The sequence below is a fragment of the Shinella lacus genome (assembly GCF_010994755.1).
GTDB lineage: Bacteria > Pseudomonadota > Alphaproteobacteria > Rhizobiales > Rhizobiaceae > Shinella > Shinella lacus.
In genome coordinates this window covers 31,198-53,282 of record NZ_WHSB02000023.1, presented here as the reverse complement: position 1 = coordinate 53,282, position 22,085 = coordinate 31,198, and the positions used below count along the sequence as shown (strand labels likewise).

Annotated in this window: 17 protein-coding genes; 8 read left to right on the top strand and 9 right to left on the bottom strand. The window is 64.8% G+C overall.

The annotated features are described in order from the left end of the window. Positions 1-280: 280 nt before the first annotated feature. Entirely contained in the window at positions 281-661 is a 381-nt protein-coding gene (locus tag GB927_RS32385) for a CAP-Gly domain protein (protein ID WP_256121312.1), read from the bottom strand. An 87-nt stretch (positions 662-748) separates the two neighbouring features. Then, a complete protein-coding gene (locus tag GB927_RS32380; RefSeq protein WP_256121311.1) occupies positions 749-1,465 on the bottom strand; it encodes an META domain-containing protein in 717 nt (238 codons plus the stop codon). A 190-nt stretch (positions 1,466-1,655) separates the two neighbouring features. Here GB927_RS32380 and dxr point away from each other — a divergent pair, with 190 nt between their 5' ends. Further along, on the top strand, positions 1,656-2,831 hold the full coding sequence (gene dxr / locus GB927_RS32375; RefSeq protein ID WP_256121310.1) for a 1-deoxy-D-xylulose-5-phosphate reductoisomerase: 1,176 nt from the start codon (positions 1,656-1,658) through the stop codon (positions 2,829-2,831). A 17-nt stretch (positions 2,832-2,848) separates the two neighbouring features. Here the strand turns inward: dxr and hemA are convergent, their stop codons facing one another. From hemA to GB927_RS32355, 4 genes are all read right to left on the bottom strand, one after another. Continuing rightward, entirely contained in the window at positions 2,849-4,063 is a 1,215-nt protein-coding gene (hemA, locus tag GB927_RS32370; RefSeq protein WP_256121309.1) for a 5-aminolevulinate synthase, read from the bottom strand. Between the two features lie 255 nt (positions 4,064-4,318). Next, entirely contained in the window at positions 4,319-5,116 is a 798-nt protein-coding gene (locus tag GB927_RS32365; protein WP_256121308.1) for an FAD binding domain-containing protein, read from the bottom strand. An 11-nt stretch (positions 5,117-5,127) separates the two neighbouring features. Continuing rightward, entirely contained in the window at positions 5,128-7,479 is a 2,352-nt protein-coding gene (locus GB927_RS32360) for a xanthine dehydrogenase family protein molybdopterin-binding subunit (RefSeq protein ID WP_256121307.1), read from the bottom strand. Positions 7,480-7,593: 114 nt separating this feature from the next. Then, positions 7,594-8,085 (bottom strand): (2Fe-2S)-binding protein, encoded by a 492-nt coding sequence (locus GB927_RS32355; RefSeq protein WP_256121306.1) that lies wholly within the window; start codon positions 8,083-8,085, stop codon positions 7,594-7,596. A 445-nt stretch (positions 8,086-8,530) separates the two neighbouring features. On the opposite strand from GB927_RS32355, the gene GB927_RS32350 reads away from it, so the two are divergent. The 3 genes from GB927_RS32350 (at position 8,531) to GB927_RS32340 (ending at position 15,269) form a co-directional block, all read left to right on the top strand. After that, a complete protein-coding gene (locus GB927_RS32350; RefSeq protein ID WP_256121305.1) occupies positions 8,531-8,794 on the top strand; it encodes a YMGG-like glycine zipper-containing protein in 264 nt (87 codons plus the stop codon). A 269-nt stretch (positions 8,795-9,063) separates the two neighbouring features. Next, positions 9,064-10,989 (top strand): autotransporter assembly complex protein TamA, encoded by a 1,926-nt coding sequence (locus GB927_RS32345; protein WP_256121304.1) that lies wholly within the window; start codon positions 9,064-9,066, stop codon positions 10,987-10,989. Between the two features lie 104 nt (positions 10,990-11,093). Continuing rightward, positions 11,094-15,269, top strand: a complete 4,176-nt coding sequence (locus GB927_RS32340; RefSeq protein ID WP_256121303.1) for a translocation/assembly module TamB domain-containing protein — start codon at positions 11,094-11,096, stop codon at positions 15,267-15,269. A gap of 94 nt (positions 15,270-15,363) precedes the next feature. Here the strand turns inward: GB927_RS32340 and GB927_RS32335 are convergent, their stop codons facing one another. Then, complete coding sequence (locus GB927_RS32335) at positions 15,364-15,804, bottom strand: Lrp/AsnC family transcriptional regulator (protein WP_256121302.1); 441 nt, start codon at positions 15,802-15,804, stop codon at positions 15,364-15,366. 135 nt (positions 15,805-15,939) lie between these two features. Here GB927_RS32335 and rocF point away from each other — a divergent pair, with 135 nt between their 5' ends. The 4 genes from rocF (at position 15,940) to GB927_RS32315 (ending at position 20,901) form a co-directional block, all read left to right on the top strand. Further along, complete coding sequence (gene rocF / locus GB927_RS32330; protein WP_256121301.1) at positions 15,940-16,875, top strand: arginase; 936 nt, start codon at positions 15,940-15,942, stop codon at positions 16,873-16,875. Between the two features lie 15 nt (positions 16,876-16,890). Continuing rightward, positions 16,891-18,096 carry an ornithine--oxo-acid transaminase gene (gene rocD / locus GB927_RS32325; RefSeq protein ID WP_256121300.1) on the top strand — a complete coding sequence of 402 codons (1,206 nt, stop codon included), beginning with the start codon at positions 16,891-16,893 and terminating at the stop codon, positions 18,094-18,096. Positions 18,097-18,260: 164 nt separating this feature from the next. Next, entirely contained in the window at positions 18,261-18,737 is a 477-nt protein-coding gene (locus tag GB927_RS32320) for a chemotaxis protein CheW (protein ID WP_256121299.1), read from the top strand. Positions 18,738-19,134: 397 nt separating this feature from the next. After that, complete coding sequence (locus tag GB927_RS32315; protein ID WP_256121298.1) at positions 19,135-20,901, top strand: methyl-accepting chemotaxis protein; 1,767 nt, start codon at positions 19,135-19,137, stop codon at positions 20,899-20,901. A gap of 68 nt (positions 20,902-20,969) precedes the next feature. Here the strand turns inward: GB927_RS32315 and GB927_RS32310 are convergent, their stop codons facing one another. Together GB927_RS32310 and fdhD are read right to left on the bottom strand one after the other, a co-directional pair. Beyond that, complete coding sequence (locus GB927_RS32310) at positions 20,970-21,239, bottom strand: formate dehydrogenase subunit delta (RefSeq protein ID WP_256121297.1); 270 nt, start codon at positions 21,237-21,239, stop codon at positions 20,970-20,972. Between the two features lie 9 nt (positions 21,240-21,248). Continuing rightward, a complete protein-coding gene (fdhD, locus tag GB927_RS32305; RefSeq protein ID WP_256121296.1) occupies positions 21,249-22,082 on the bottom strand; it encodes a formate dehydrogenase accessory sulfurtransferase FdhD in 834 nt (277 codons plus the stop codon). Between the last annotated feature and the right edge of the window lie 3 nt (positions 22,083-22,085).

Sequence of the window (22,085 nt, the reverse complement as noted above, 5' to 3'; positions counted from 1 at the left end):
TCTCGGCCCTCTGTTTCGCGTGAAAGCGCTGCGGAGGAACCCTCTAACGGCAAATTGCCGACCCCTGTTCACGGAAAGAGTAATACACAAATCGGCGATCAACTGCGCTCATTTTTTGAGACGCCGCCAAGCCTTCATTTCGCGTTGCACTCGACGAGGTTCGTTGGCGTGACGACGCAGTTTGCGGGGCGGTCGGTCGTGCAGGCGGCGAGCAAGGTGAGGGTGAGGATGATAGTGACGGGGCGCATCGGGCCTCCCTTGCGCTGCCCTGTTCGCATCGTCAGACGTCTTCCTTTTCGCGCTCCGGGGTCACCACGCGGGGCTTGGGGCGGATGGAGGGGACGAGCGAGGGTTTGGCGACGACCTTTGGCGTGGGCGCCTTGATGCCGAGCATGTTGCGGATGCGGTCGCTGACGAGTGGGCGGAAGCGGGTGGCGCGGAAGGGCATGTCGTCGGCGCCGTAGCCTTCCGGGCCGTCGTCCTTGCCGCGGTAGAGTTCCATCAGCTTGATACCGTAGAAGTCGCCGTCGACATAGTGGCGGTAGTGGCCGGCCCAGCGCACGGTGTAGATCTGGCCCTTGCGGATGCCCTGGTCGATCGAGACGTTCTTGAAACGGTCGTTGATGCAGACGACCTTCTGTCCGACCTGGAACGTGGGCATGCGGTGTTCCTTCTCAGAGCAATTCCAGCAAAAGTGTGAAGCGGTTTTGCGTTCGGAATTGCGTAAAGACCAAGATGTCGCGCCGGCTCAGCCGGTCTTCTTGCAGGTGACGCCCGATGCGTTCTCGCCCCTGGTCAGGTCGTAGAGCGTCGCCTCGTCGCCCTTGGTCCACCACTCGTAGCGGCCGCCGGCATATTTGGCGCCGGAGGCGGCCATGACATTGGCGGCGATGACCGTCTCTTCGGCGATCCGCAGGACCGCGAGCGAATTGGAGCCGACATTGATATATTCGACGACGACGCGCTGGTCGGCGTCGCACTGGTAGTTCAGCGTCTCGCGCGCCACGTTCTGTTCCGGCCCCGGAAGGCGGATGACGATGTCGGTGTTGTTCTTGAGCGCGGCAAGCCGGATCGGCGGTGCGCCTTCCTTGCCGGTCAAGTGCAGGATGCCGTTTTCGAGCTTCCACGAGGTGACCGTGCCGAGCGCGTCGAAGAACTTCTGCTCCTGGTCCATGATGGCAGGCGCGCACATCTTGCGCGTCGCGGCGGCGGGAGCGAAGGCGATGTTGCCGTTCTGCACCTTCAGCTTGCCGCGATAGGTGTTGCAGCCGCCATTGCCGCCGTAATTGCCGTCCGGCTTGATCTCCAGCGTCGTCTGCAGATCGTCGATCACGCCGTTGCCGCCGATATCCTCGGCAAGCCAGGTGCCGCCGAGACCACCCGGGACCGGCTCGTCGGCATAGGCCGGAACTGCCGCCAGAAAGGCGAGGCAGGCGAGGGTCCATACTCTCAGGCGTCGGTGCACAGATTTCTCCAATCGCGTCAGGGCGGAAGACCGCTTTGCCGGGACGTTATGGCCGACCGGGCGAAAAGGTCAAGCCGCGGGTTCCACAAGACGAACCAAGCCTTCGCTTTACAGCATTTCGATGACTTGTTGCAGGCGTCTTTCGCCTGTAGAGCCATTTGTAGAAAACAAGAAAAACGCGGAATTCACCATGGCTCCCGACCAGCGGCAGAAACGCCGCATCACCATTCTCGGCTCCACAGGTTCCATCGGCACCAGCACGCTCGACGTCGTGCGCCAGCTCGGCGGGCGCGAACGCTACGAGGTCGTGGCGCTGACCGGCAACGGCAATGTGGACCTGCTCGCCGCGCAGGCGAAGGATTGCGGTGCGCGGCTGGTCGTGACTGCCGACGAGAGCCGTTATGCCGACCTGAAGAATGCGCTTTCCGGCAGCGGCATCGAGGCGGCCGCCGGGCGTGCGGCGCTGATGGACGCGGCTTCGGGCGATGCGGATTGGGTGATGGCGGCGATCGTCGGCACGGCCGGCCTGGCGCCGACGCTGGCGGCGGCGAAGCGGGGCGCGGATATCGCGCTCGCCAACAAGGAATGCCTCGTCTCGGCCGGCGATCTGTTCGTCCAGGCGGTCGCCGAGGGCGGCGGGCGGCTCATTCCCGTCGATAGCGAGCACAGCGCGATCTTCCAGGCCCTGGAGGACGACCAGCGCCATGCCGTCGAGCGCATCGTGCTGACGGCCTCCGGCGGGCCGTTCCGCACCTGGAGCCGGGAGCAGATGGCAGGTGTGACGGCGGATATCGCCCGCGCCCATCCCAACTGGTCGATGGGGCTGAAAATCTCGATCGGCAGCGCCTCGATGTTCAACAAGGCGCTGGAAATGATCGAGGCGAAACATCTGTTCGATGTGCGGCCGGACCAGATCGAGGTCGTGGTGCATCCGCAGTCGATCATCCATTCCATGGTCGGATATGTCGATGGTTCCGTGCTGGCGCAGCTCGGCTCGCCCGACATGCGCACGGCGATCGGTTATGCGCTGACCTATCCGCAGCGCTCGGCGCTCAATGTCGACCGGCTGGATTTCGCAAAGCTCTCGCGGCTCGATTTCGAGGCGCCGGACGAGGTGCGTTTCCCGGCGCTCAGGCTTGCCCGCACGGCGCTGGAACGCGGCGGTTTGCAGGGGGGCGTGATGAATGCTGCCGAGGAGGTGGCGTTCCACGCTTTCGTCAGCGGGCGCATCGGGTTTCTGGAAATGGCCGATATTGCCGAGCAGGTGATGGACAGGCTCAGCCATCTGCCGCAGGCCACGTCGATGGACGACGTCTTCGCCGCAGACGAAGAAGCCCGGCGGGTGGCCGCCGGGCTCATCGGATAGGTCTCGCTTAATTTCGTTTAAGCAACGGCGCGGGCGAGCGCGCAGCGCGACCAGAGCGAATGCAGGGCGCCGACGAGATGGTCGATATCGGCATCCGTGTGCAGCGGCGTCGGCGTGATGCGCAGGCGCTCGGTCTTCTTCGGCACGGTCGGGTAGTTGATCGGCTGGACGTAGATGCCGAAATTGTCGAGCAGCAGGTCCGAGATCCATTTGCACTTGGCGGCGTCGCCCACCATCACCGGCACGATGTGGCTGGGGTTCGGCATATGCGGGATGCCGGCGCGGTCAAGAGCCGAGCGGAGGCGCCGCACGCGCTCCTGATGGGCGAAGCGTTCGACCTGGCTGACCTTGAGGTGGCGGATGGCGGCGCATGCACCGGCGGCGATCGTCGGCGGCAGGGAGGTGGTGAAGATGAAGCCGGAGGCAAACGAGCGGACGAAATCGCAGAGCGCGGCCGAGCCGGCGATATAGCCGCCCATCACGCCGAAGGCCTTGCCGAGCGTGCCCTCGATGAGGGTGAGGCGGTGCATCAGGCCTTCGCGTTCGGCAATGCCGCCGCCGCGCGGGCCGTACATGCCGACGGCATGCACTTCGTCAAGATAGGTCATCGCGCCGTATTTGTCGGCGAGGTCGCAGATTTCCTTGATGGGGGCGATATCGCCATCCATCGAATAGACCGATTCGAAGGCGATCATTTTGGGCGCACGCGGGTCGGCGCTGGCAAGCTTGGCTTCGAGATCCTTGAGGTCGTTGTGCTTCCAGATCACGCGCTCGCATTTCGAGTGGCGGATGCCCTCGATCATCGAAGCGTGGTTGCCGGCATCGGAAAAACAGATGATGCCGGGGATCTTCGAACAGAGCGTGCCGAGGGCTGCCCAGTTGGACACATAGCCCGAGGTGAAGAGCAGGGCCGATTCCTTGCCGTGCAGGTCGGCGAGTTCGCGCTCCAGCAGGACATGGTGGTGGTTGGTGCCGGAAATGTTGCGGGTGCCGCCGGCACCGGCGCCACACTGGTCGATGGCGTTCTTCATCGCCTCGGTGACGGTCGGGTGCTGGCCCATGCCGAGATAGTCGTTCGAACACCAGACCGTGACGTCCTGCGGGCCGCCTGCCGTGTGGCGCGTCGCCTTCGGGAAGTTGCCCTTCTGGCGCTCCAGGTCGGCGAAAACGCGGTAACGGCCTTCCTGATGCAGGCCGCCAAGCTCGTTCTTGAAGTAGGTCTCGAAGTCCATCCAGAGTCTCCAGTCCGGCAATCGCCCGGACACTAGTTACCGGACACCGTCATCGTTGGCTGTCGTTCAATCGGCTATATCAGGCGCCCTTCCGCTGCAACGATCAGCGCTGCGGCAAATTGCGCCACCTTTGAACCATTCCAATGTATCTTAAGCCCCCAAAGGCCATTTCCTGTTGATGCATGTCAAGTCTGCATGAAAAAAGGACGGTCTCAACCGTCCTTTTAATCGAACAGTTTCAACTTTTTCGAGGGGTCAGGCGGCGGCGACCGCGCGCTTGGCCATGACTTTCACCAGATTAGCCCGGTATTCCGCGCTTCCGTGGATGTCGGAAAGCAGGTCGGAGGCGTCCACGTCGACGCCGGCGGCGGCATCAGCCGACCAGTTGGCGGCAAGCGCATCCTCCAGCCCGGCATGGCGGAACACGCCGTTGGAGCCGGCGCCCGTCACCGCCACCCGCACGCCGCCATCCGCCCGTTTCGCCACGAAGACGCCGGCCATCGCATAACGCGAGGCCGGGTTGGGGAATTTGGAATAGGCGGCCCTGGCCGGCGCGTCGAAGGTGACGGCGACGATGATTTCGCCCTCTTCCAGCGCCGTCTCGAAGAGGCCCGTGAAGAAGTCGTCGGTGGGGATTTCGCGGGCATTGGTGACGATCGTCGCGCCCAGCGCCAGCATGGCGGACGGGTAGTCGGCGGCGGGGTCGTTGTTGGCGATCGAGCCGCCGATCGTGCCCATATGCCGCACATGCGGGTCGCCGATATGGGAGGCGAGGTGGCAGATCGCCGGGCAGGCCGCCTTCAGCTCCGCCGAGGTCGCGACCTCGGCATGCGTCGTGCCGGCGCCGATCCGGACCCGGCTGCCGTTGACGGAAATGCCCTTCATTTCCGCGATATGGCGGAGATCGACGAGATCGGACGGGGCCGCCAGCCGCTGCTTCATGGTGGGGATCAGCGTCATGCCGCCGGAGACATATTTCGCCTCGTCGGAGGAGGACTGCTGCTTGACGGCGTCGGTGATCGAGGACGCGCGATGGTAATTCGTGGCGTACATGGTTCCCTCCGTCAGTTGGCGGCAAGCCGCGCAGCCGCCCAGACCTTCTGGGGCGTTGCGGGCATGGTGAGGTCGTTGTTGCCGATGGCGTCGGTGATGGCGTTCATCAGCGCCGGCGGCGAGCCGATGGCGCCCGCCTCGCCGCAGCCCTTGATGCCGAGCGGATTGTTCGGGCAGGGCGTGACCTGGTGCGAGACGTTGAAGGACGGCAGGTCGTCGGCGCGCGGCATGGTGTAGTCCATGTAGCTCGCCGTCAGCAGCTGGCCCGTGTCGGGATCATAATGCACGCCCTCCAGCAGCGCCTGGCCGATGCCCTGCGCGATGCCGCCATGCACCTGGCCCTCGACGATCATCGGGTTGATGATGTTGCCGAAGTCGTCGGCGGCGACGAACTGCACGATCTTGGTCTTGCCGGTCTCCGGATCGACCTCGACCTCCGCGATGTAGCAGCCGGCCGGGAAGGTGAAGTTGGCCGGATCGTAGAAGGCGCCTTCCTTCAGGCCCGGCTCCATGCCGGAGGGCAGGTTGTGCGCGGTATAGGCGGCGAGCGCCATCTGGAACCACGGCACGGTCTTGTCGGTGCCGGCGACCTTCAGGGCGCCGTTCTCGATGACGATGTCGCTCTCGTCGGCCTCCATCAGGTGCGCTGCGATCTTTTTCGCCTTCGCCTCCACCTTGTCGAGTGCTTTCACGATGGCGGACATGCCGACGGCGCCGGAGCGCGAGCCATAGGTGCCCATGCCCATCTGCACCTTGTCGGTATCGCCGTGTACGATGGAGACGCTGTCGATCGGCACGCCGAAGCGGTCGGCGACGAGCTGGGCGAAGGTCGTCTCATGGCCCTGGCCGTGGCTGTGCGAGCCGGTCAGCACTTCGATCGTGCCGACCGCATTGACGCGCACCTCCGCCGATTCCCAGAGGCCGACACCGGCACCGAGCGAGCCGACCGCGGCCGACGGCGCGATGCCGCAGGCCTCGATATAGCAGCTCATGCCTATGCCGCGTTTCATGCCCCGGCTGGCGGCTTCCGCCTTGCGGGCGGGAAAACCGTTCCAGTCGGCGGCCTGCATGGCGGCTTCCAGCGAGGCTTCGTAGTCGCCGGCGTCGTAATTCATGATGACCGGCGTCTGGTAGGGGAAGGTGCGGATGAAGTTGGCGCGGCGCAGTTCCGCCGGCGAGACGCCGAGTTCGCGCGCCGCCGTCTCCATCGTGCGTTCGAGCAGGTAGGTCGCTTCCGGCCGCCCGGCGCCGCGATAGGCATCGACGGCGACGGTGTTGGTGTAGACGGCGCGCACATTGGCGTGGATCGCCGGGATGGCGTACTGGCCCGAGAGCAAGGTCGCATAGAGATAGGTTGGCACGGCGGAGGAGAAGAGCGACATGTAGGCGCCGAAATTGGCGATCGTGTCGACCTTCAGCGCCGTGATGCGGTTGTTCGCGTCGAAGGCCATCTTGACCGTCGAGACATGGTCGCGGCCGTGGGCGTCCGTCAGGAAGGCCTCGGTGCGGTCGCACGTCCACTTCACGGGCACGCCGGAGCGCTTGGAGGCCCAGAGACAGACGATCTCTTCGGGATAGATGTAGATCTTCGAGCCGAAGCCGCCGCCGACATCGGGGGCGATGACGCGTAGCTTGTTTTCCGGCGCGACATTGTAGAAGGCGCTCATGACGAGGCGCGCGACATGCGGGTTCTGGCTCGTCGTGTAGCAGGTATAGTGGTCCTCGGCGGAATCGTAGATGCCGAGCGCTGCCCGCGGTTCCATCGGGTTCGGCGCGAGGCGGTTGTTGATGATCTTCATTTCCGTGACATGGGCGGCGGCTGCGATGGCCGCATCGGTCGCATCACCGTCGCCGATCTGCCAGTCGTAGATGAGGTTGCCGGGCGCTTCCGGATGCAGCTGCGGCTGGCCGGCTTCGAGCGCCTTCACCGCATCGGTGACGGCGGGCAGCACGTCGTAGTCGACGACGACGGCTTCGGCCGCGTCGCGCGCCTCGCCCATCGTGTCGGCCACCACCACGGCGACGGCGTCGCCGACATAACGCACCGTCTCATGCGCGATCGGCCGCCAGGCGCCCATCTTCATCGGCGAACCATCCTTGGAATGGATCATCCAGCCGCAGATCAGGTTGCCGATGCCATCGTCCAGCATCTGCTTGCCGTTCAAGACCGCGATGACGCCCGGCATCTCCTCGGCCGCAGACGTATCGAGGCTCCTGATCTTCGCATGCGCGTGCGGCGAGCGCACGAATGCGGCATAGCGCATGCCCGGCACGGACATGTCGTCCGTATAACGGCCCTGGCCCATCAGGAACCGCTTGTCTTCCTTTCGCGCGACGCGCGCGCCGATACCTTCGACACCCATCTTCATCTCCTCCACAGAATGAGCGAATAGCGAATAGGGAGTAGCGAATAGGGGGGAGTGGCGTGGGTGCGGTGTTGCGCCCTATTCGCCACTCGCCATCCCTATTCGCTGCCCTTATTCCGCAGCCTGCCGGCCTGCCGCGCCCATGTCTTCGGCAGCGGCGAGGATGGCTTTCACGATGTTATGGTAGCCGGTGCATCGACAGATATTGCCTTCGAGGTTCTCGCGCACCGTCTTCTCGTCGAGCTGAGCCCCGTAGCGGTTGATCATGTCGACCGCAGTCATCACCATGCCGGGCGTACAGAAGCCGCATTGCAGGCCGTGATTGGCCTTGAAGGCGGCCTGGACGGGGTGAAGCTCGCCGTTGGCGGCAAGGCCCTCGATGGTAAGGATGTCGGACCCCGCAGCCTGGGCCGCGAGGATGGAACAGCTTTTGACGGCCTTGCCGTCCATGTGCACGACGCAGGCCCCGCACTGGGAGGTATCGCAGCCGACATGGGTTCCGGTGAGGCTTAGATTGTCTCGGATGAAGTGCACAAGCAGCGTGCGGTCCTCACACTCCTTGCTCACCTTCCGGCCATTGACGGTCATTGCCACTTTCGCCATTCGTTCCTCCCTGGCGGTTCCTTGTCCGCTGGGGCCGATCGATCCGACGTTACATGCAGCGGGCGTCTCGCGACGCGGGCCTGGGATCAGACGACACCAGCAATCTTCATTCGCGCGCATTGCATTCCGGCAGCCTGAGGCCGCACTCGACGCGGCCCCAACAGTCATATCATTTGACTTTTTGCGGCGCCGATCAACCGCTACTTTGGGGCGCAGGCGAAATTTCTCGTGACCGCCGATAGGCGCGGGCTTACCAAACGAAATGGAAACGATATTTATTCGCCGCTCAAAAAAATAGTTGAATGGCATGGACTTCCCGATTTCCGAGTATATTTTCGATCCCGGACAGACCAACCGTCGATGACGGCCCCGGTATGTGTCTGAGTAGAAGGGGATAGGCGGACCCGGCAAACGCGGCCGCCACTCAACTTTGGAGAAGATCTTCATGAAGAAAGTCATTGCGCTCGTTCTGGTCGGCCTCGCCGTCGCCAGCTGCACGCAGACGGAAAAGGGTGCGGGTATCGGCGCCGTCTCCGGCGCGATCATCGGTGGCGCCGTCACGGGTGACGTCCGCGGTGCTGCCGTGGGTGCTGCCATCGGCGGCGTTTCGGGTGCTGTCATCGGCAGCGTTTCCGAACAGCCGGGCCAGTGCTACTACCGTGACCGCTACGGCCGCCGCTATATCGACCGGTGCCCGTCGGGTTACTAATACCCCAATTCATGCAACCTATACGAAGCCCCGGAGTGTCTCCGGGGCTTTTGCTTTTGCGAGTGTGACGTAAAATCACCGCTCCGGTGCTTCAAATCTTGTTTCCATCCGTGTAAAACCACCGTTAACATTACGGAAAACCTAACGCGTTAGGGTCTTTTCCTGCCTGAAAGCTCTGGATGAACCAGAGCGCCCGAAGTTTGTGACGGAAGCTGCCGGTCCGCCGTTTGCCCCGCACCCCAAGGAGTAAAGGCGACGGACAACTGCGGATGCGGGATAAAGTGAACCGGCCGGAAAAGAGTTTTGCGTTTCTGAGAGCTGGCACCGCGCTCGCGGTTGCTGCCGCGTTGTTCTGCGGCCCGCTTTCCGTCGGACCGGCCTCGGCCTTCGAAATCTTCGGCATGAAGTTCTTCGAGGACGAGGAGGAAACCAACGCCGTCATCGATCCCGTCAACTACACACTGACGCTTGAGCCGGGCACGGACGACGGCGACCTGAAAGAGGCGATCGAGAACACGGCGCGCCTCAAGCAGGACGAGGGCACGCCGGTTTCCGGCGATCTCGGCCTCGTCATCAAGGCGCGTGACGACCGCGACCGCATCCTCGCCGCGCTCTATGAAAACGCCCGCTACGGCGGCGTGGTGACGGTCACCATCGACGGCCAGGACCTCGATTCCCTGCCGCCCAATCCGGAATTCAACACGAGCGGCGCCATCCCGGTGACGATCAGCGTCGAGCCCGGCCCGGCCTTCACCTTCGGCGACGTCGTCTTTTCCGGTGATGCCGAGGGGCGCAATCCGGCCGACTACGGGCTGGTGCCCGGTGCCCGGGCCGATTCCACCATCATCCTGAAGGCCGGCGAGAAGATGGTCGTCGATCTCAAGGCGGAAGGCCGGCCGCTTGCCAAGCTGACGGAACGCAACGCCACGGCCGACCACAAGACGCAGACCGTGGATGTGGTGATCGCCGCCGAGGGCGGGCCGGTGGCGCCTGTCGGCGAGGTCGGCGTGACCGGCACCAAGACGGTCGATCCGGGTTTCGTGCAGCGCTATTCGCGCATCAATGCCGGCCAGCCCTATTCGCCGGAGGCGCTGACAAAGGCCGCCGAACGACTGCGCACGCTCGGCGTCTTCTCCAGCGTCACGATCCGCGAGGCAGACAAGCTGGCGCCGGATGGTTCGCTGCCGATGACCATCGAGGTCTCCGAGGGCAAACACCGCTATTTCGGCGTCGGCGCGCAGGTTTCCAACACCGACGGTCTGGGCCTGCAGGGCTATTGGGGCCATCGCAACCTGTTCGGCGAGGCGGAATCGCTGCGCGTGGAAGGGGCGATCAACCGGATCGGCGAGACCAAGGATGTCGGCAATCTCGATTATTCGAGTGCCATCCTGTTCTCCAAGCCCGGCGCCTTCGGGCCGGCGACCACGTTCAATGCCAGCGTGAAGGCCTCGATCGTCGATCCGGATGCCTACAGGGCCTTCACGATCACGGGGGCTGCCGGCGTCGCGATCGAGCTTTCCGATACGGATACGGTGAGCGGCGGCGGCGAGGTCATGTGGAGCGACGTCGACGACGCCTTCGGCAAGAACAACTATCTCACCGTCGCCATTCCGATCGAATATGTGCGTGACACGCGCGACGACAAGCTGAACCCGACGGAAGGCTATCGCGCGATGCTGAGCGCGAAGCCGAGCTACGAGATCGAGCGCGGCACCTTCTTCTCCAGCTTCGAAGGCGCGATCACCGGCTACCAGGCGCTCGGCGAGGAAAAACGCTTCGTGCTGGCCGGAAAGATCGCGGCCGGCACGATCATCGGCGGCGACGAACTCTCCGACATTCCGGCGACGCGGCGCTTCTTCCTGGGTGGTGGCGGCACGGTGCGCGGTTACGGCTACCAGGAGATTTCGCCGCGCGACAGCCGCAACAAGCTGCTCGGCGGCCGCTCCTACGTGGCAGCCTCGGCGGAGGCGCGCATCGGCGTCACCGAGACGATCGGCGTCGTGCCTTTCCTCGATGTCGGCACGGTTTCGACGGACGAGGTGCCGGATTTCAACGATATCCGGGCGGGTGCCGGCATCGGCCTGCGCTACGCGACGCCGTTCGGGCCGCTCCGGCTCGATGTCGCGGTGCCGCTCAAGAAATATCCGGGCGGAACCTCTTTCGGGGTTTATGCCGGTATCGGCCAGTCCTTCTGACTGTCGCCCCAATTTTCGTCTAGGCTCTTGATCGATTGCGCGATTTGGATTCAAGACGTTGAGGAGCGAATGTTTGCGCTCCCCGCACGCGAAATGGATGATGCATGAACAGGCTGTCCCGAATTCTCCGCGCCACGCTTCGATATATCGGCTACGCCCTCGTGCTTGTGCTGGTTGTTCTTGTCGCGGCGATCGGATTTGTCGGTTTTACCGATGCGGGCGCGCGTTTTGCGGTTTCGCAGGTGGAGAAGATCGCGGCTGCGAGCGGACAGGTCATCTCGATCAGCGAACCGTCCGGCCTGCTCACCGGCAAGCTGCGGGCCGGCACGATCACCATCGGCGACGACAAGGGCACCTATGCGGAAATCCGCGACCTCGCGGTCGACTGGTCGCCGTGGGAACTGTTGTTCTTCAGCTTCGATGCCGAGCGCATTGCCGCCTCGTCCGTCTCCCTGCTGCGCCTGCCGGAGCCCAAGCCGGATGCGGAGAAATCCGATACGCCGTTCACGCTGCCGGTAGAGGTTCATGTCGACGCGCTGGAGGTTCCGGAGCTTTTCGTATCGGGCACGGTCGCGGGCCGCGACCAGCGCATCGTCCTGTCGGGCAGTGGCGATGCCACGGCCGATAGCGTCGCGGTCAAGCTTTCCGCCTCGGAACAGGCGCGGCCCGATGCCCGCGTCAACGCCGACATCGTCTTCAACCCGGCCGACAACCAGCTTCGCCTGGAAGCCGACGTCGCCGAGCCGAAGGGCGGGCTGCTGGCGGCACTGCTGAAGCTGCCGAACGATCCCGCCGTCGCGATCCGGCTCACGGGTGATGGCCCGCTCTCCGAATGGACTGGCCGCCTTTCCGCAGCCCTCGACGGCACGGAAATGCTGCGCGTCGACGGGCGCCATGACCTCTCGGCTAATGGGCTGCACACGATCGCGCTCAGCGGCGGCGGAACGTTCGACGCGCTGATGCCGCCGCAGCTTCGCCCGCTCTTTGCCGGCGAGACCGGCATCGATGTCGTCGCGGCCTTCGACGGCTCGGACATGCTGCGCATCGAGAAAGGCTCGATTTCGACCGGCGCGATGACGCTCGGCGCATCGGGCACCGTCAGCGCCAAGGGCGCAAACGACCTCGACGTGAAACTGGCCGGCCGGGATGGGCCGATCGATTTCCGCTGGCCGCTGGCCGGGGGCGATGCGCGCGTGCTGATCGACGGCGCCGATATTTCACTGACCGGCGAGGCGAGTGCTGCGGCGCTCCAGGTGGATGCGACGGTCGTTTCCGCCGAGCTGCCGGCCGGTAGGGTGGAAAACGTCCGCCTTTCGGCCAGGAGCGATGCCTTCAACGTCGCAAGCCAGTCCGGCCGCGTGGATGTGACGCTGGAAACGGGTGGTACGGCATTTGCCAATGCCGATCTCGACCGTATGGTGAAAGGTCCCGCGAAGCTCGTCGCTACGCTGAACGTGTCGCCAAGCGAGATCGCCTTCGACCCCGCGACGCTCGAGAGCGCCAGCATCGGCGGCACGCTCTCGGGCCGCTACGGCCTCGAAAGCCGCGAGGCGGATGTCAACTTCCGGCTCTTCGCGCTGCCGGCCGTCCTGCCGCCGGCGCTGTCCGGCAAGTTCGACACGACGATCGCGATGGAAGGACGGGTCCAACTGGCGAGCGACGGCGGCGTCCAGGTCTCCGGCCTTCAGGTCAAGTCCGGCACGCTGGAGACTGCGGGCACGGTGTCGCTCGGCGGCGGCAATCTCGACGCCGCACTGACCGGCAAGGTGCTCAACCTCGGCAAGCTGCTCGCGGATGCCTCGGGCGAGGCGGCCTTCGAGCTTTCCGCGACCGGGCCGGTGCAGGGGCTCGATGTTTCGGCCAAGGTCACATCGAGCGGCGCGACGCTCTCCGGCCGCACACTCAGCGATCTCGTCGTGACGCTCACCGGCAAAGCCGTTGCCGACAGCCCGTCCGGCGAATTGACGGCGACCGGCGCGCTCGACGGGCAGCCGATCAACGTGCGTTCCAACATTACGTCGGAAGGCGGGCGCATCTCGGTGCCGGTGCTGGAGGCGGAAATCGGCCCGAACACACTGAAGGGGTCGCTGGCACTCGCCGAGAATTTCATGCCGAACGGCATCATCCGCTTCAATTTCCCGGATCTTGGCCTGCTCGCCGCCATGGCCGGCCAGCAGGCGGCCGGCGACCTCGCCGGCCAGGTGGAAATCGCGACGACCAACGGCAAGACATCGGCGACGGTGCAGGCGTCCGGCTCCGCCATCCGGCGCGACGCGGTGAGCATCACCAAGCCGGCCGTCGATCTCACCATCGCCGACCTTGCCACCGCCGCGATCACCGGCACGGTGCGCGCCGAGCGGATCGCGTCCGGCGAGAACCGGCTTGACGCGCTGCGCCTCGATTTTTCGCGCGAAGGGCAAGCGACCAATTTCGATCTCGCCGGCCGGCTCGACGGCGCGCCGCTCGTGACGAAGGGCAAGGTCCTCCAGCGAGACGGCGGCCTCGATGTCGCCTTGCAGGCCTTCGAAGCGGCACCGCGGCGCATCGCGCTGAAGCTCGCCAAGCCGACGACCATCGGCGTCACCAATGGTGTGGCGACGCTCGACGGGCTCACGATCCAGGCAGGCCGCGGCTCCGTCGCGGTCTCCGGCCGGGCGGGGGAGACGCTCGATCTGTCGCTTCGCCTCAGTGCGCTGCCGGCCGATCTCGTCAATAATTTTGCGGCCGGTCTCGGTGCCGAGGGTGCAATCAGCGGCACGGTGACGGTCAAGGGCCGGGCGGCGGCACCCGTCGTCGACTACGCGCTCGACTGGAGCGGGGCGCAGACGAGCCAGACCCGCGGGGCGGGCATCGGCGCGCTCAGCATCAATGCCAAGGGCGCCTTCGCGAACAACCAGGTCCGGCTCGATACGGTGCTCTCCGGCGCCGGTGGTCTTTCCTTCCGCGGCGGCGGCACGGTCGGCATCGGCGGTGCCACGCCGCTCGGGCTGAAATTCAACGGCACGGTGCCGTTCGGCCTGTTGCAGGGGCAGCTCTCCGCGCAGGGTTTCGTGCTGACCGGCAATGCCAATGTCGACGTGTCGATCGGCGGCACGGCGGCGGCGCCGTCGGTTACCGGCAGCATCACGGCGGGCGGCGCGCGCCTCGTCGATGTGCGCCGCAACCTCGCGGTGGAGAACCTGACGATCCGCGTCACCATGGACGGGCGCCAGGCGGTGATCGAGACCGTCTCCGGCAAGCTCGCCAGCGGTGGCCAGCTTTCGGCGAGCGGCCGCGTCGGCATCGATCCGGCAAGCGGCTTCCCGGTTGACGTCACGGTGAAGCTCGGCAACATTACCTATGTTGACGGCACGCTGGTGACCGCCAATGTCGCGGGCGACCTGACGCTGAAGGGGCCGGTTGCGGCCCTCTCGCTGGGCGGCAAGGTGCGCATCAACAAGGCGAACGTCACCATTCCGCAGAAACTGCCGGCCTCGCTCTCCGAAATCGCCATCAAGCACCGCAACGCGCCGGCCGACGTCAAGCGCATGACGGCGGATGTCCAGCGCGACCAGGGCGGCGGCGGCGATGGCGCCTCGCGGGGCATCGCGCTCGATCTGACGATCGAGGCGCCGGGCCAGCTTTTCGTACGGGGACGCGGCATCAACGCGGAGCTCGGCGGCAGCCTGAAGATCACCGGCACCTCGTCATCGCCTGTCGTCTCCGGCGGCTTCGAGCTTCGGCGCGGGCGCATGGAGATCCTGACGCGCCGCCTCGATTTCACCAGCGCCCATATCGGCTTTGCCGGCGGCCTCGTGCCGACGGTCAACCTGGTCGCCGCAAGCACGGCCGGCACCACGGAAATCACCGTCACCGTGGCGGGCCAAGCCAACAATCCGACGGTCACCTTCGCCTCCTCGCCCTCTCTGCCGCAGGACGAAATCCTGGCACAGCTCATCTTCAACCGCTCGATGTCGAACCTTTCGGCAGTGCAGATCGCGCAGCTCGCCTCCGCCGCAAGCCAGCTTGCCGGCGGCAGCTCGACCGGACTGCTCGACAGCCTGCGCAGCAAGCTCGGCGTCGACGACCTCGACATCACGACCGACGCCGAAGGCCGGGCGGCCGTCTCGGCCGGCAAATACCTGAACGAGCGAACCTATATCGAGCTGAAGCAGGACCCGGAAACCAACGGCGCCAAGGCTGTCATCAATCTCGATGTCGGCCGTGGGCTAAAACTGCGCGGCGAAGCGGGCAGCGGGGGCAGCGCGGGTGCGGGTATCTTCTACGAGAAGGAATACTGAGGCCGATAGGCTCTCGCACTTCGCCTCACCCTGAACGTCATCCTCGGGCTTGACCCGAGGATGACGTTCAGGGTGGGGCAACAGGTGAGCCGGCTCACGCCAGCGCGTTCTTCGTCGTTTTCAGCAAAATATTCGTCTCGGTCACCGTGATGCCGTCGATGAGGCGGATGCGGTGGAGCGTTTCGTCGAAGGTGCCGAGGTCGCGGTCTTCGAGTTCGGCGATGAAATCCCAGCGGCCGTTGGTGGAGTGCAGCGCGCGCACCTGCGGCAGGCCGCGAAGCTGGGCGGCCACGCGGTCGGCCATCTTGCCGTGCACCTCGATCATGACGATGGCGCGCACGCCGCTTCCGGTCAGCTCCGCGCCGGTGCGGATGGTGAAGGCGGCGATCGTTCCCGATGAGACGAGCCGCTCGATGCGCGCCGCCACCGTCGCCCGCGAGGCGCCTGTGGCGGCGGCGAGCGAGGAGACCGGCGTGCGGGCATTGTGGCGCAGCGCGCTGATCAGCGCGTGGTCGAGATCATCGAGACTTACCATTGTGTCGCCCGGTGCTTTGCAAAATGCTGAAATGAGCCGCCTATTTGTCAGTTTTTCCTCTTTTTGCCAACAGCGTGAGGGGTAATAATCGGGCAAAACCGGGCGTACCGGCCCTCACGCACCTGCGGGGAAACCATGGCTGAAAATGACAAGCACATCGCGCTGATCGGCGCACCACTCGAAGAAGGTTCCGGCCGCCGCGGCGCGGCGATGGGGCCGACGGCGCTGCGCATCGCGGGCGTCGACACGACCCTGATCGAACTCGGGCACACGGTGACGGACGAAGGCGACCTGCGCCCGCTGCCGGCGCGCGACCTCGCCAACCATCCGAAGGCGAACAACCTGCAGATCGTCGCGGCCTTCACCCGTGCGCTCGACACGGCGGTCTACGATGCGGCGCGCGGCGGAAAGTTCCCGCTTATTCTCGGCGGCGACCACGCGCTGTCGATGGGCTCCGTCTCCGGCATGGCGCGTTATGCCGCCGATGTGGGCCGCCCGCTCTTCGTGCTCTGGCTCGATGCGCATGCGGACTTCAACTCGCCGGCAAGCTCGCCCTCGGGCAACATGCACGGCATGCCGGTCGCCTTTTTCTGCGGCGAGGCCGAATTCGCGCCGATCCTCGAAGCGGGCCGCCCGATGGTCGATCCGAAGAATGTCTTCCAGGTCGGTATCCGCTCCGTCGATGCGCGCGAGCGCGAAGAGATCGCCGAGCACGGCGTCAATGTCTACGACATGCGCTCGATCGACGAAACCGGCATGGCGCATATCATGCATGACATCATCGCCCGCATCAAAGCGGCAAACGGCCTGCTGCATGTCAGCCTAGACGTCGATTTCCTCGATCCGGAACTGGCGCCGGGCGTCGGCACCACGGTGCCGGGCGGTGCGACCTTCCGCGAGGCCCATCTCATCATGGAGATGCTCTGCGACAGCGGCCTCGTCTCCTCGCTCGACCTCGTCGAGCTGAACCCGTTCCTCGACGATCGCGGCAAGAGTGCGCGCATCCTCGTCGAACTGACCGCAAGCCTCTTCGGGCGCCGCATTCTCGACCGGCCGACCCGCAGCGCCTGAACCCCTGGAGGACTTATGACGCCGTCGACCGAAAGCCTGATCGAAACCGAGTACCGTCTCGGCGCCCATAACTACAAGCCGCTCGACGTCGTGCTGTCGCGCGGCGAGGGCGTGTTTGTCTGGGATATCGACGGCAACCGCTATCTCGACTGCCTTTCGGCCTATTCGGCGGTCAACCAGGGGCATTGCCATCCGAAAATCCTGGCGGCGATGGTGGAGCAGGCGCAGAAGCTGACGCTCACCTCGCGCGCCTTCCGCAACGACCAGCTTGCGCATTTCTACGAGGAGATCGCGGCGCTCACCGGTTCGCACAAGGTGCTGCCGATGAATTCCGGGGCGGAAGCCGTGGAGACCGCGGTGAAGGCGGTGCGCAAGTGGGGCTACGAGGTGAAGGGCGTGCCGGAAGGGCGCGCCGAGATCGTCGTGTGCTCCAACAATTTTCATGGCCGCACCATGGGCATCGTCGGGTTCTCGACGGATCCGGATGCGCGCACCGGCTTCGGCCCCTTCGCCCCCGGTTTCCGGCACGTGCCCTTCGGCGATCTCGATGCGTTTCGCGCGGCGATCAACGAAAATACCGTCGCCTTCCTGATCGAGCCGATCCAGGGCGAGGCGGGTGTGATCATTCCGCCGGCCGGTTATTTCACGGCGGTGCGCGAGCTCTGCACGAGACATGGCATCACGCTGATCCTCGATGAGATCCAGACCGGCCTCGGCCGCACCGGCAAGCTGCTCGCCGAGGAGCATGAGGGCATCGAGGCGGATGTGACGCTGGTCGGCAAGGCGCTGTCCGGCGGCTTCTATCCGGTTTCGGCGGTGCTTTCGAACAGCGAAGTGCTCGGCGTGCTGCAGCCCGGCCAGCATGGCTCGACCTTCGGCGGCAATCCGCTGGCCTGCGCCATCGCGCGTGCCGCGCTGAAGGTGCTGGTCGAGGAGGACATGATCGGCAATTCTGAGCGCATGGGCGACCGTTTCCAGGAAGGCCTCAAGGGCATCCGCTCCAATATCATCAAGGACGTGCGCGGCCGGGGCCTGATGCTGGCCGTGGAGCTCGACCCTGCCGCCGGCGGCGCACGCAAATATTGCGAGGCGCTGAAGGAGCGCGGCATCCTCGCCAAGGATACCCATGGCGACACGATCCGCATCGCCCCGCCGCTGGTCATCACCGGCGACCAGGTGGATTGGGCGCTCGAACAGTTCGAGGCCGTGCTGCGCACCTGACGGCGGCGGCAGGCGGGAAAGATCGAAGGCCCTGCGGCGACGCGGGGCCTTTCCGCATTTTCGGCACGACAAATGACCGGCGTTTGAAAGATTTTAACCAGGGCATGCATAGGATCGCATCACGAAGCAGACCAAACTGGGCAGATCCAACTGGAAAGATCCCGATGACCTCCATCAAGACGACTGGCTTTGCCGGTGACACGCTCGAAATCATTGCATTCCGCCTGCATGATCAGGAATTCTGCGTGAAGACGACCACGATCCGCGAAATCCGCGGCTGGGCGCCGTCCACGCCGATCCCGCATTCGCCGCCGGACGTCATCGGCGTGATGAACCTGCGCGGCACGGTGATCCCGATCATCGACCTCGCCCACAAGCTCGGCATGAAGAGCACGGAAGCCAACGAGCGCAGCGCCATCGTGGTGGCCGAAGTGCACAGCATGGTCGTCGGCCTCGTCGTCGACCGGGTGTCCGACATCCTCACCATCCGCAGCGAGCAGATCCAGCCCGTGCCGGAAGTGACGACTTCCTTCGACAAGGCCTATGCCGAGGGCATCATCGCCCACGAGAACGGCATGATCTGCTTCCTCAACCTGTCGCGCATGTTCAAGGAGCGCGACGTGGAAGACATGGCGGCCTGATCGCCCTCAACTATTCACGACATGCCGGAACCGCCGTGCGTTTGCACGGCGGTTTTTTATTGTCTACTTAAAAACGCAACTTTCGAGTGAATTCGAGAATCATCAGGTAATCGCTTGCCTGACGTTACGTGAATACCTCGTTTTCCAGTCTATCCGTAAGTTATTGTTATATAACAGATCCAAAAAGTCGCCGCTCGATTTTCATCAAATCTTAAGTCTGTTTCGCCATCTTTGATTGTAGAAGGAAATTTCTTCGGTCCGGCATGACGCCTCCCGCGAAGATGTATTCACCGCAGATCGTGCACGGTCGCCAAGGTGCTCCGTGCAGGAACGTCAACAACCGACGATCGCCGCGCGCCATCCGGCAAGTCTTGACGATCGCACAGAGGGACAGGTCATGCTTTCATTCGCGAAGTCCATGGATGCGGGCCAAATATTCGACGCGCTGTCACGTTCGCAGGCCGTGATCCAGTTCGATCTTACCGGCACTATTCTGTCCGCCAACGAGAATTTCTGCCGGGCGCTCGGTTATGACCTGAAGGACATCGTCGGTAAGCACCACCGCATCTTCTGCGAAGCCGGTTATGCGGCGAGCGAGGAGTACCGCCAGTTCTGGGCGCGGCTCGGACGCGGCGAATATGATTCGAGCAGCTACAAGCGCCTGCGCAAGGATGGCAGCGAGATCTGGATCCAGGCCTCGTACAATCCGATCCTGCGCCGCGGCAAGCCCTACAAGGTCGTCAAGTTCGCCACCGACATCACCGAGGCGAAGATGCGCGCTTCGGAGGATGCCAGCAAGCTGGACGCGATCTCGCGCTCGCAGGCCGTCATCGAATTCACGCCGACCGGCGAAATCCTCTATGCCAACGAGAATTTCTGCGCCGGGCTCGGTTACGATCTTTCGGAAATCCGCGGCAAGCATCACCGGATGTTCTGCGATCCCGCCTATGTGCAGACGCAGGCCTATGCGGACTTCTGGAAGAACCTCGCCGACGGGCAATTCATCTCCAACGAATTCGTGCGCTACGGCAAGGGCGGGCGGGAAATCTGGATCCAGGCGGCCTATAATCCGATCCGCGACCTTACCGGCCGGGTCTACAAGGTCGTCAAGTTCGCCACCGACGTGACCGAACGCATGTCGGCCATCAACATGCTCGGCGGTGCGCTGAAGGCGCTGGCGGATGGCGACCTGACGCAAAATCTCACCAAGGCCTTCGTTCCCTCGATGGAAGCGGTGCGCAGGGATTTCAACGAAGCGGTCGCCGGCCTGCATGACGCGATGCGCACGGTCGAGACCAATGCCAACGCCATTGCCTCGGGTGCGCAGGAGATCCGCTCGGCTGCGGACGATCTCGCCAGGCGCACCGAGCAGCAGGCGGCCTCCGTGGAGGAAACCGCTGCGGCGCTCGATGAAATCACCACGACGGTCGCCGATTCGAGCCGCCGCGCCGACGAAGCCGGGACGCTCGTCGCCAGGACCCGGTCGGGTGCCGAAAAATCCGGCGAGGTCGTCAAGAAGGCGATCGGCGCGATGGGGCAGATCGAGCAGTCCTCGCGCGAAATCTCCAACATCATCGGCGTCATCGACGATATCGCCTTCCAGACCAATCTCCTGGCGCTGAATGCTGGCGTGGAAGCGGCGCGGGCGGGCGAAGCGGGCAAGGGCTTTGCCGTCGTGGCGCAGGAAGTGCGCGAACTCGCGCAGCGCTCGGCCAGTGCGGCCAAGGATATCAAGGCGCTGATCAACACCTCGGGCGAGCAGGTGAAAAGCGGCGTGGCGCTGGTCAACGAGACCGGGCGCGCTTTGCAGGAAATCCTTGGCCAGGTGCAGGAGGTCCACTCCAACGTGGCGGCGATCGTCGAGGCCTCGCGCGAACAATCAACCGGGCTTCGTGAGATCAACCAGTCGGTCAATTCCATGGACCAGGCGACGCAGCAGAATGCGGCAATGGTCGAGGAAAGCACGGCGGCCAGCCACGCCATGGCGCGCGAGGCAGACGCGCTGCACACCCTCATCCGCCGCTTCAAGCTTGCCGGCAATGCCCAGCCGGCCCAGCGGGCGCCGTCGCCGGCACCCGTATCGCAGCTTCATGCCGTGGCGCGCACCCAGCGGGCGCCGCGTGGCTCCTCGGCGCAGGCAGCGGAGAACTGGGAAGAGTTCTAAGCGCGCATCGCGGCATGAAAAAACGGCCGGCAGCAATGCCGGCCGTTGGCGTTTCACGGGGGGTGGTCTCAGGGTGCGGGTGGCGCGCTGTTTTCGCGCGCCGGCGGCACTTCGGCCGGCGGCGGACGGTGGATCAGCGGCACGGCTTGCAGGACGAGGCTGTCCAGCCCTTCGCCGCCGTGATTGTCGACGATATCGAAAAGCTGCCGGCGCATGCGGGGCTCCCAGAACTTGTTGATGTGGGTCGCCACACCGTTCGGCCCCTCGCTTGCGGGCTGCGAGTGGAAGAAGGTGGCGATCTGGTTCGCCATTCTCGGGATTTTGCTGCCTTCCGACATGTTTGGCTCCTAACCGTTGCCCAGGCGCCGTTCCGCGCCGGACACGATGCGCTCCGCACCGGTGAAAATCTCGAATTCCTCGCCGCGCACCAGCGCGATCAGCGTCATGCCGGCGTCCTCCGCCGTGCGGATGGCGAGCGCGGTGGGTGCGGAGATGGCGATGATGAAGGGGCTGCCGATGATCGCCGTCTTCTGCACCATCTCGACGGAAACGCGGCTCGTCACGACGACGGCACCGGCGCTGCCCACATGCCCGGCGCGGCGCGCGGCGCCAACAAGCTTGTCGAGTGCATTGTGCCGGCCGACATCTTCGCGCACTGCGATGAGGCCGGTGCCCGGCACGTAGAAACCTGCGCCATGCACGGCGCGCGTCACCATATGCAACGGCTGCTGGCCGTTCAGCAGACGAACGGCGTCCGCCACCTCGTCTTCGGTGAGCGTAAGCGTCGACGAACGCACGGAGGGCGTCACGCGCACGGCCTGTTCGATCGATTCGATGCCGCACAGGCCGCAGCCCACGGGGCCGGCCATGTGGCGGCGGCGGGCGGTCAGCGCGTCGTTCTGCGGATCGGCAAGCCGGACCTGCACGTCGATGCCCTTGTCTTCGGCCACCACCTCGATTGTCTCGATCTCGGAGGGGTCGCTGATGATGCCCTCCGTCAGGCTGAAGCCGACGGCGAAATCTTCGAGATCGGCCGGGCTCGCCATCATCACGGCATGGGTCGAGCCGGCATAGGAGAAGGCGACCGGGGTTTCCTCCGGCACGAAGCGGTCACCGGCGGTGAGCCGCCCGTTGCGGCGGGCGGTCTCCGGAACCTTGGTCGACGTGGAAAAGTCCGGCACGCG

What these genes read in the sequence shown, in the direction of transcription:
- GB927_RS32385 (WP_256121312.1), bottom strand. Translation starts at nt 661, where the DNA reads ATGCCCACGTTCCAGGTCGGACAGAAGGTCGTCTGCATCAACGACCGT.
- dxr (WP_256121310.1), top strand. Translation starts at nt 1,656, where the DNA reads ATGGCTCCCGACCAGCGGCAGAAACGCCGCATCACCATTCTCGGCTCC.
- hemA (WP_256121309.1), bottom strand. Translation starts at nt 4,063, where the DNA reads ATGGACTTCGAGACCTACTTCAAGAACGAGCTTGGCGGCCTGCATCAG.
- GB927_RS32365 (WP_256121308.1), bottom strand. Translation starts at nt 5,116, where the DNA reads ATGTACGCCACGAATTACCATCGCGCGTCCTCGATCACCGACGCCGTC.
- GB927_RS32360 (WP_256121307.1), bottom strand. Translation starts at nt 7,479, where the DNA reads ATGGGTGTCGAAGGTATCGGCGCGCGCGTCGCGCGAAAGGAAGACAAG.
- GB927_RS32355 (WP_256121306.1), bottom strand. Translation starts at nt 8,085, where the DNA reads ATGGCGAAAGTGGCAATGACCGTCAATGGCCGGAAGGTGAGCAAGGAG.
- GB927_RS32350 (WP_256121305.1), top strand. Translation starts at nt 8,531, where the DNA reads ATGAAGAAAGTCATTGCGCTCGTTCTGGTCGGCCTCGCCGTCGCCAGC.
- GB927_RS32345 (WP_256121304.1), top strand. Translation starts at nt 9,064, where the DNA reads ATGCGGGATAAAGTGAACCGGCCGGAAAAGAGTTTTGCGTTTCTGAGA.
- GB927_RS32340 (WP_256121303.1), top strand. Translation starts at nt 11,094, where the DNA reads ATGAACAGGCTGTCCCGAATTCTCCGCGCCACGCTTCGATATATCGGC.
- GB927_RS32335 (WP_256121302.1), bottom strand. Translation starts at nt 15,804, where the DNA reads ATGGTAAGTCTCGATGATCTCGACCACGCGCTGATCAGCGCGCTGCGC.
- rocF (WP_256121301.1), top strand. Translation starts at nt 15,940, where the DNA reads ATGGCTGAAAATGACAAGCACATCGCGCTGATCGGCGCACCACTCGAA.
- rocD (WP_256121300.1), top strand. Translation starts at nt 16,891, where the DNA reads ATGACGCCGTCGACCGAAAGCCTGATCGAAACCGAGTACCGTCTCGGC.
- GB927_RS32320 (WP_256121299.1), top strand. Translation starts at nt 18,261, where the DNA reads ATGACCTCCATCAAGACGACTGGCTTTGCCGGTGACACGCTCGAAATC.
- GB927_RS32315 (WP_256121298.1), top strand. Translation starts at nt 19,135, where the DNA reads ATGCTTTCATTCGCGAAGTCCATGGATGCGGGCCAAATATTCGACGCG.
- GB927_RS32310 (WP_256121297.1), bottom strand. Translation starts at nt 21,239, where the DNA reads ATGTCGGAAGGCAGCAAAATCCCGAGAATGGCGAACCAGATCGCCACC.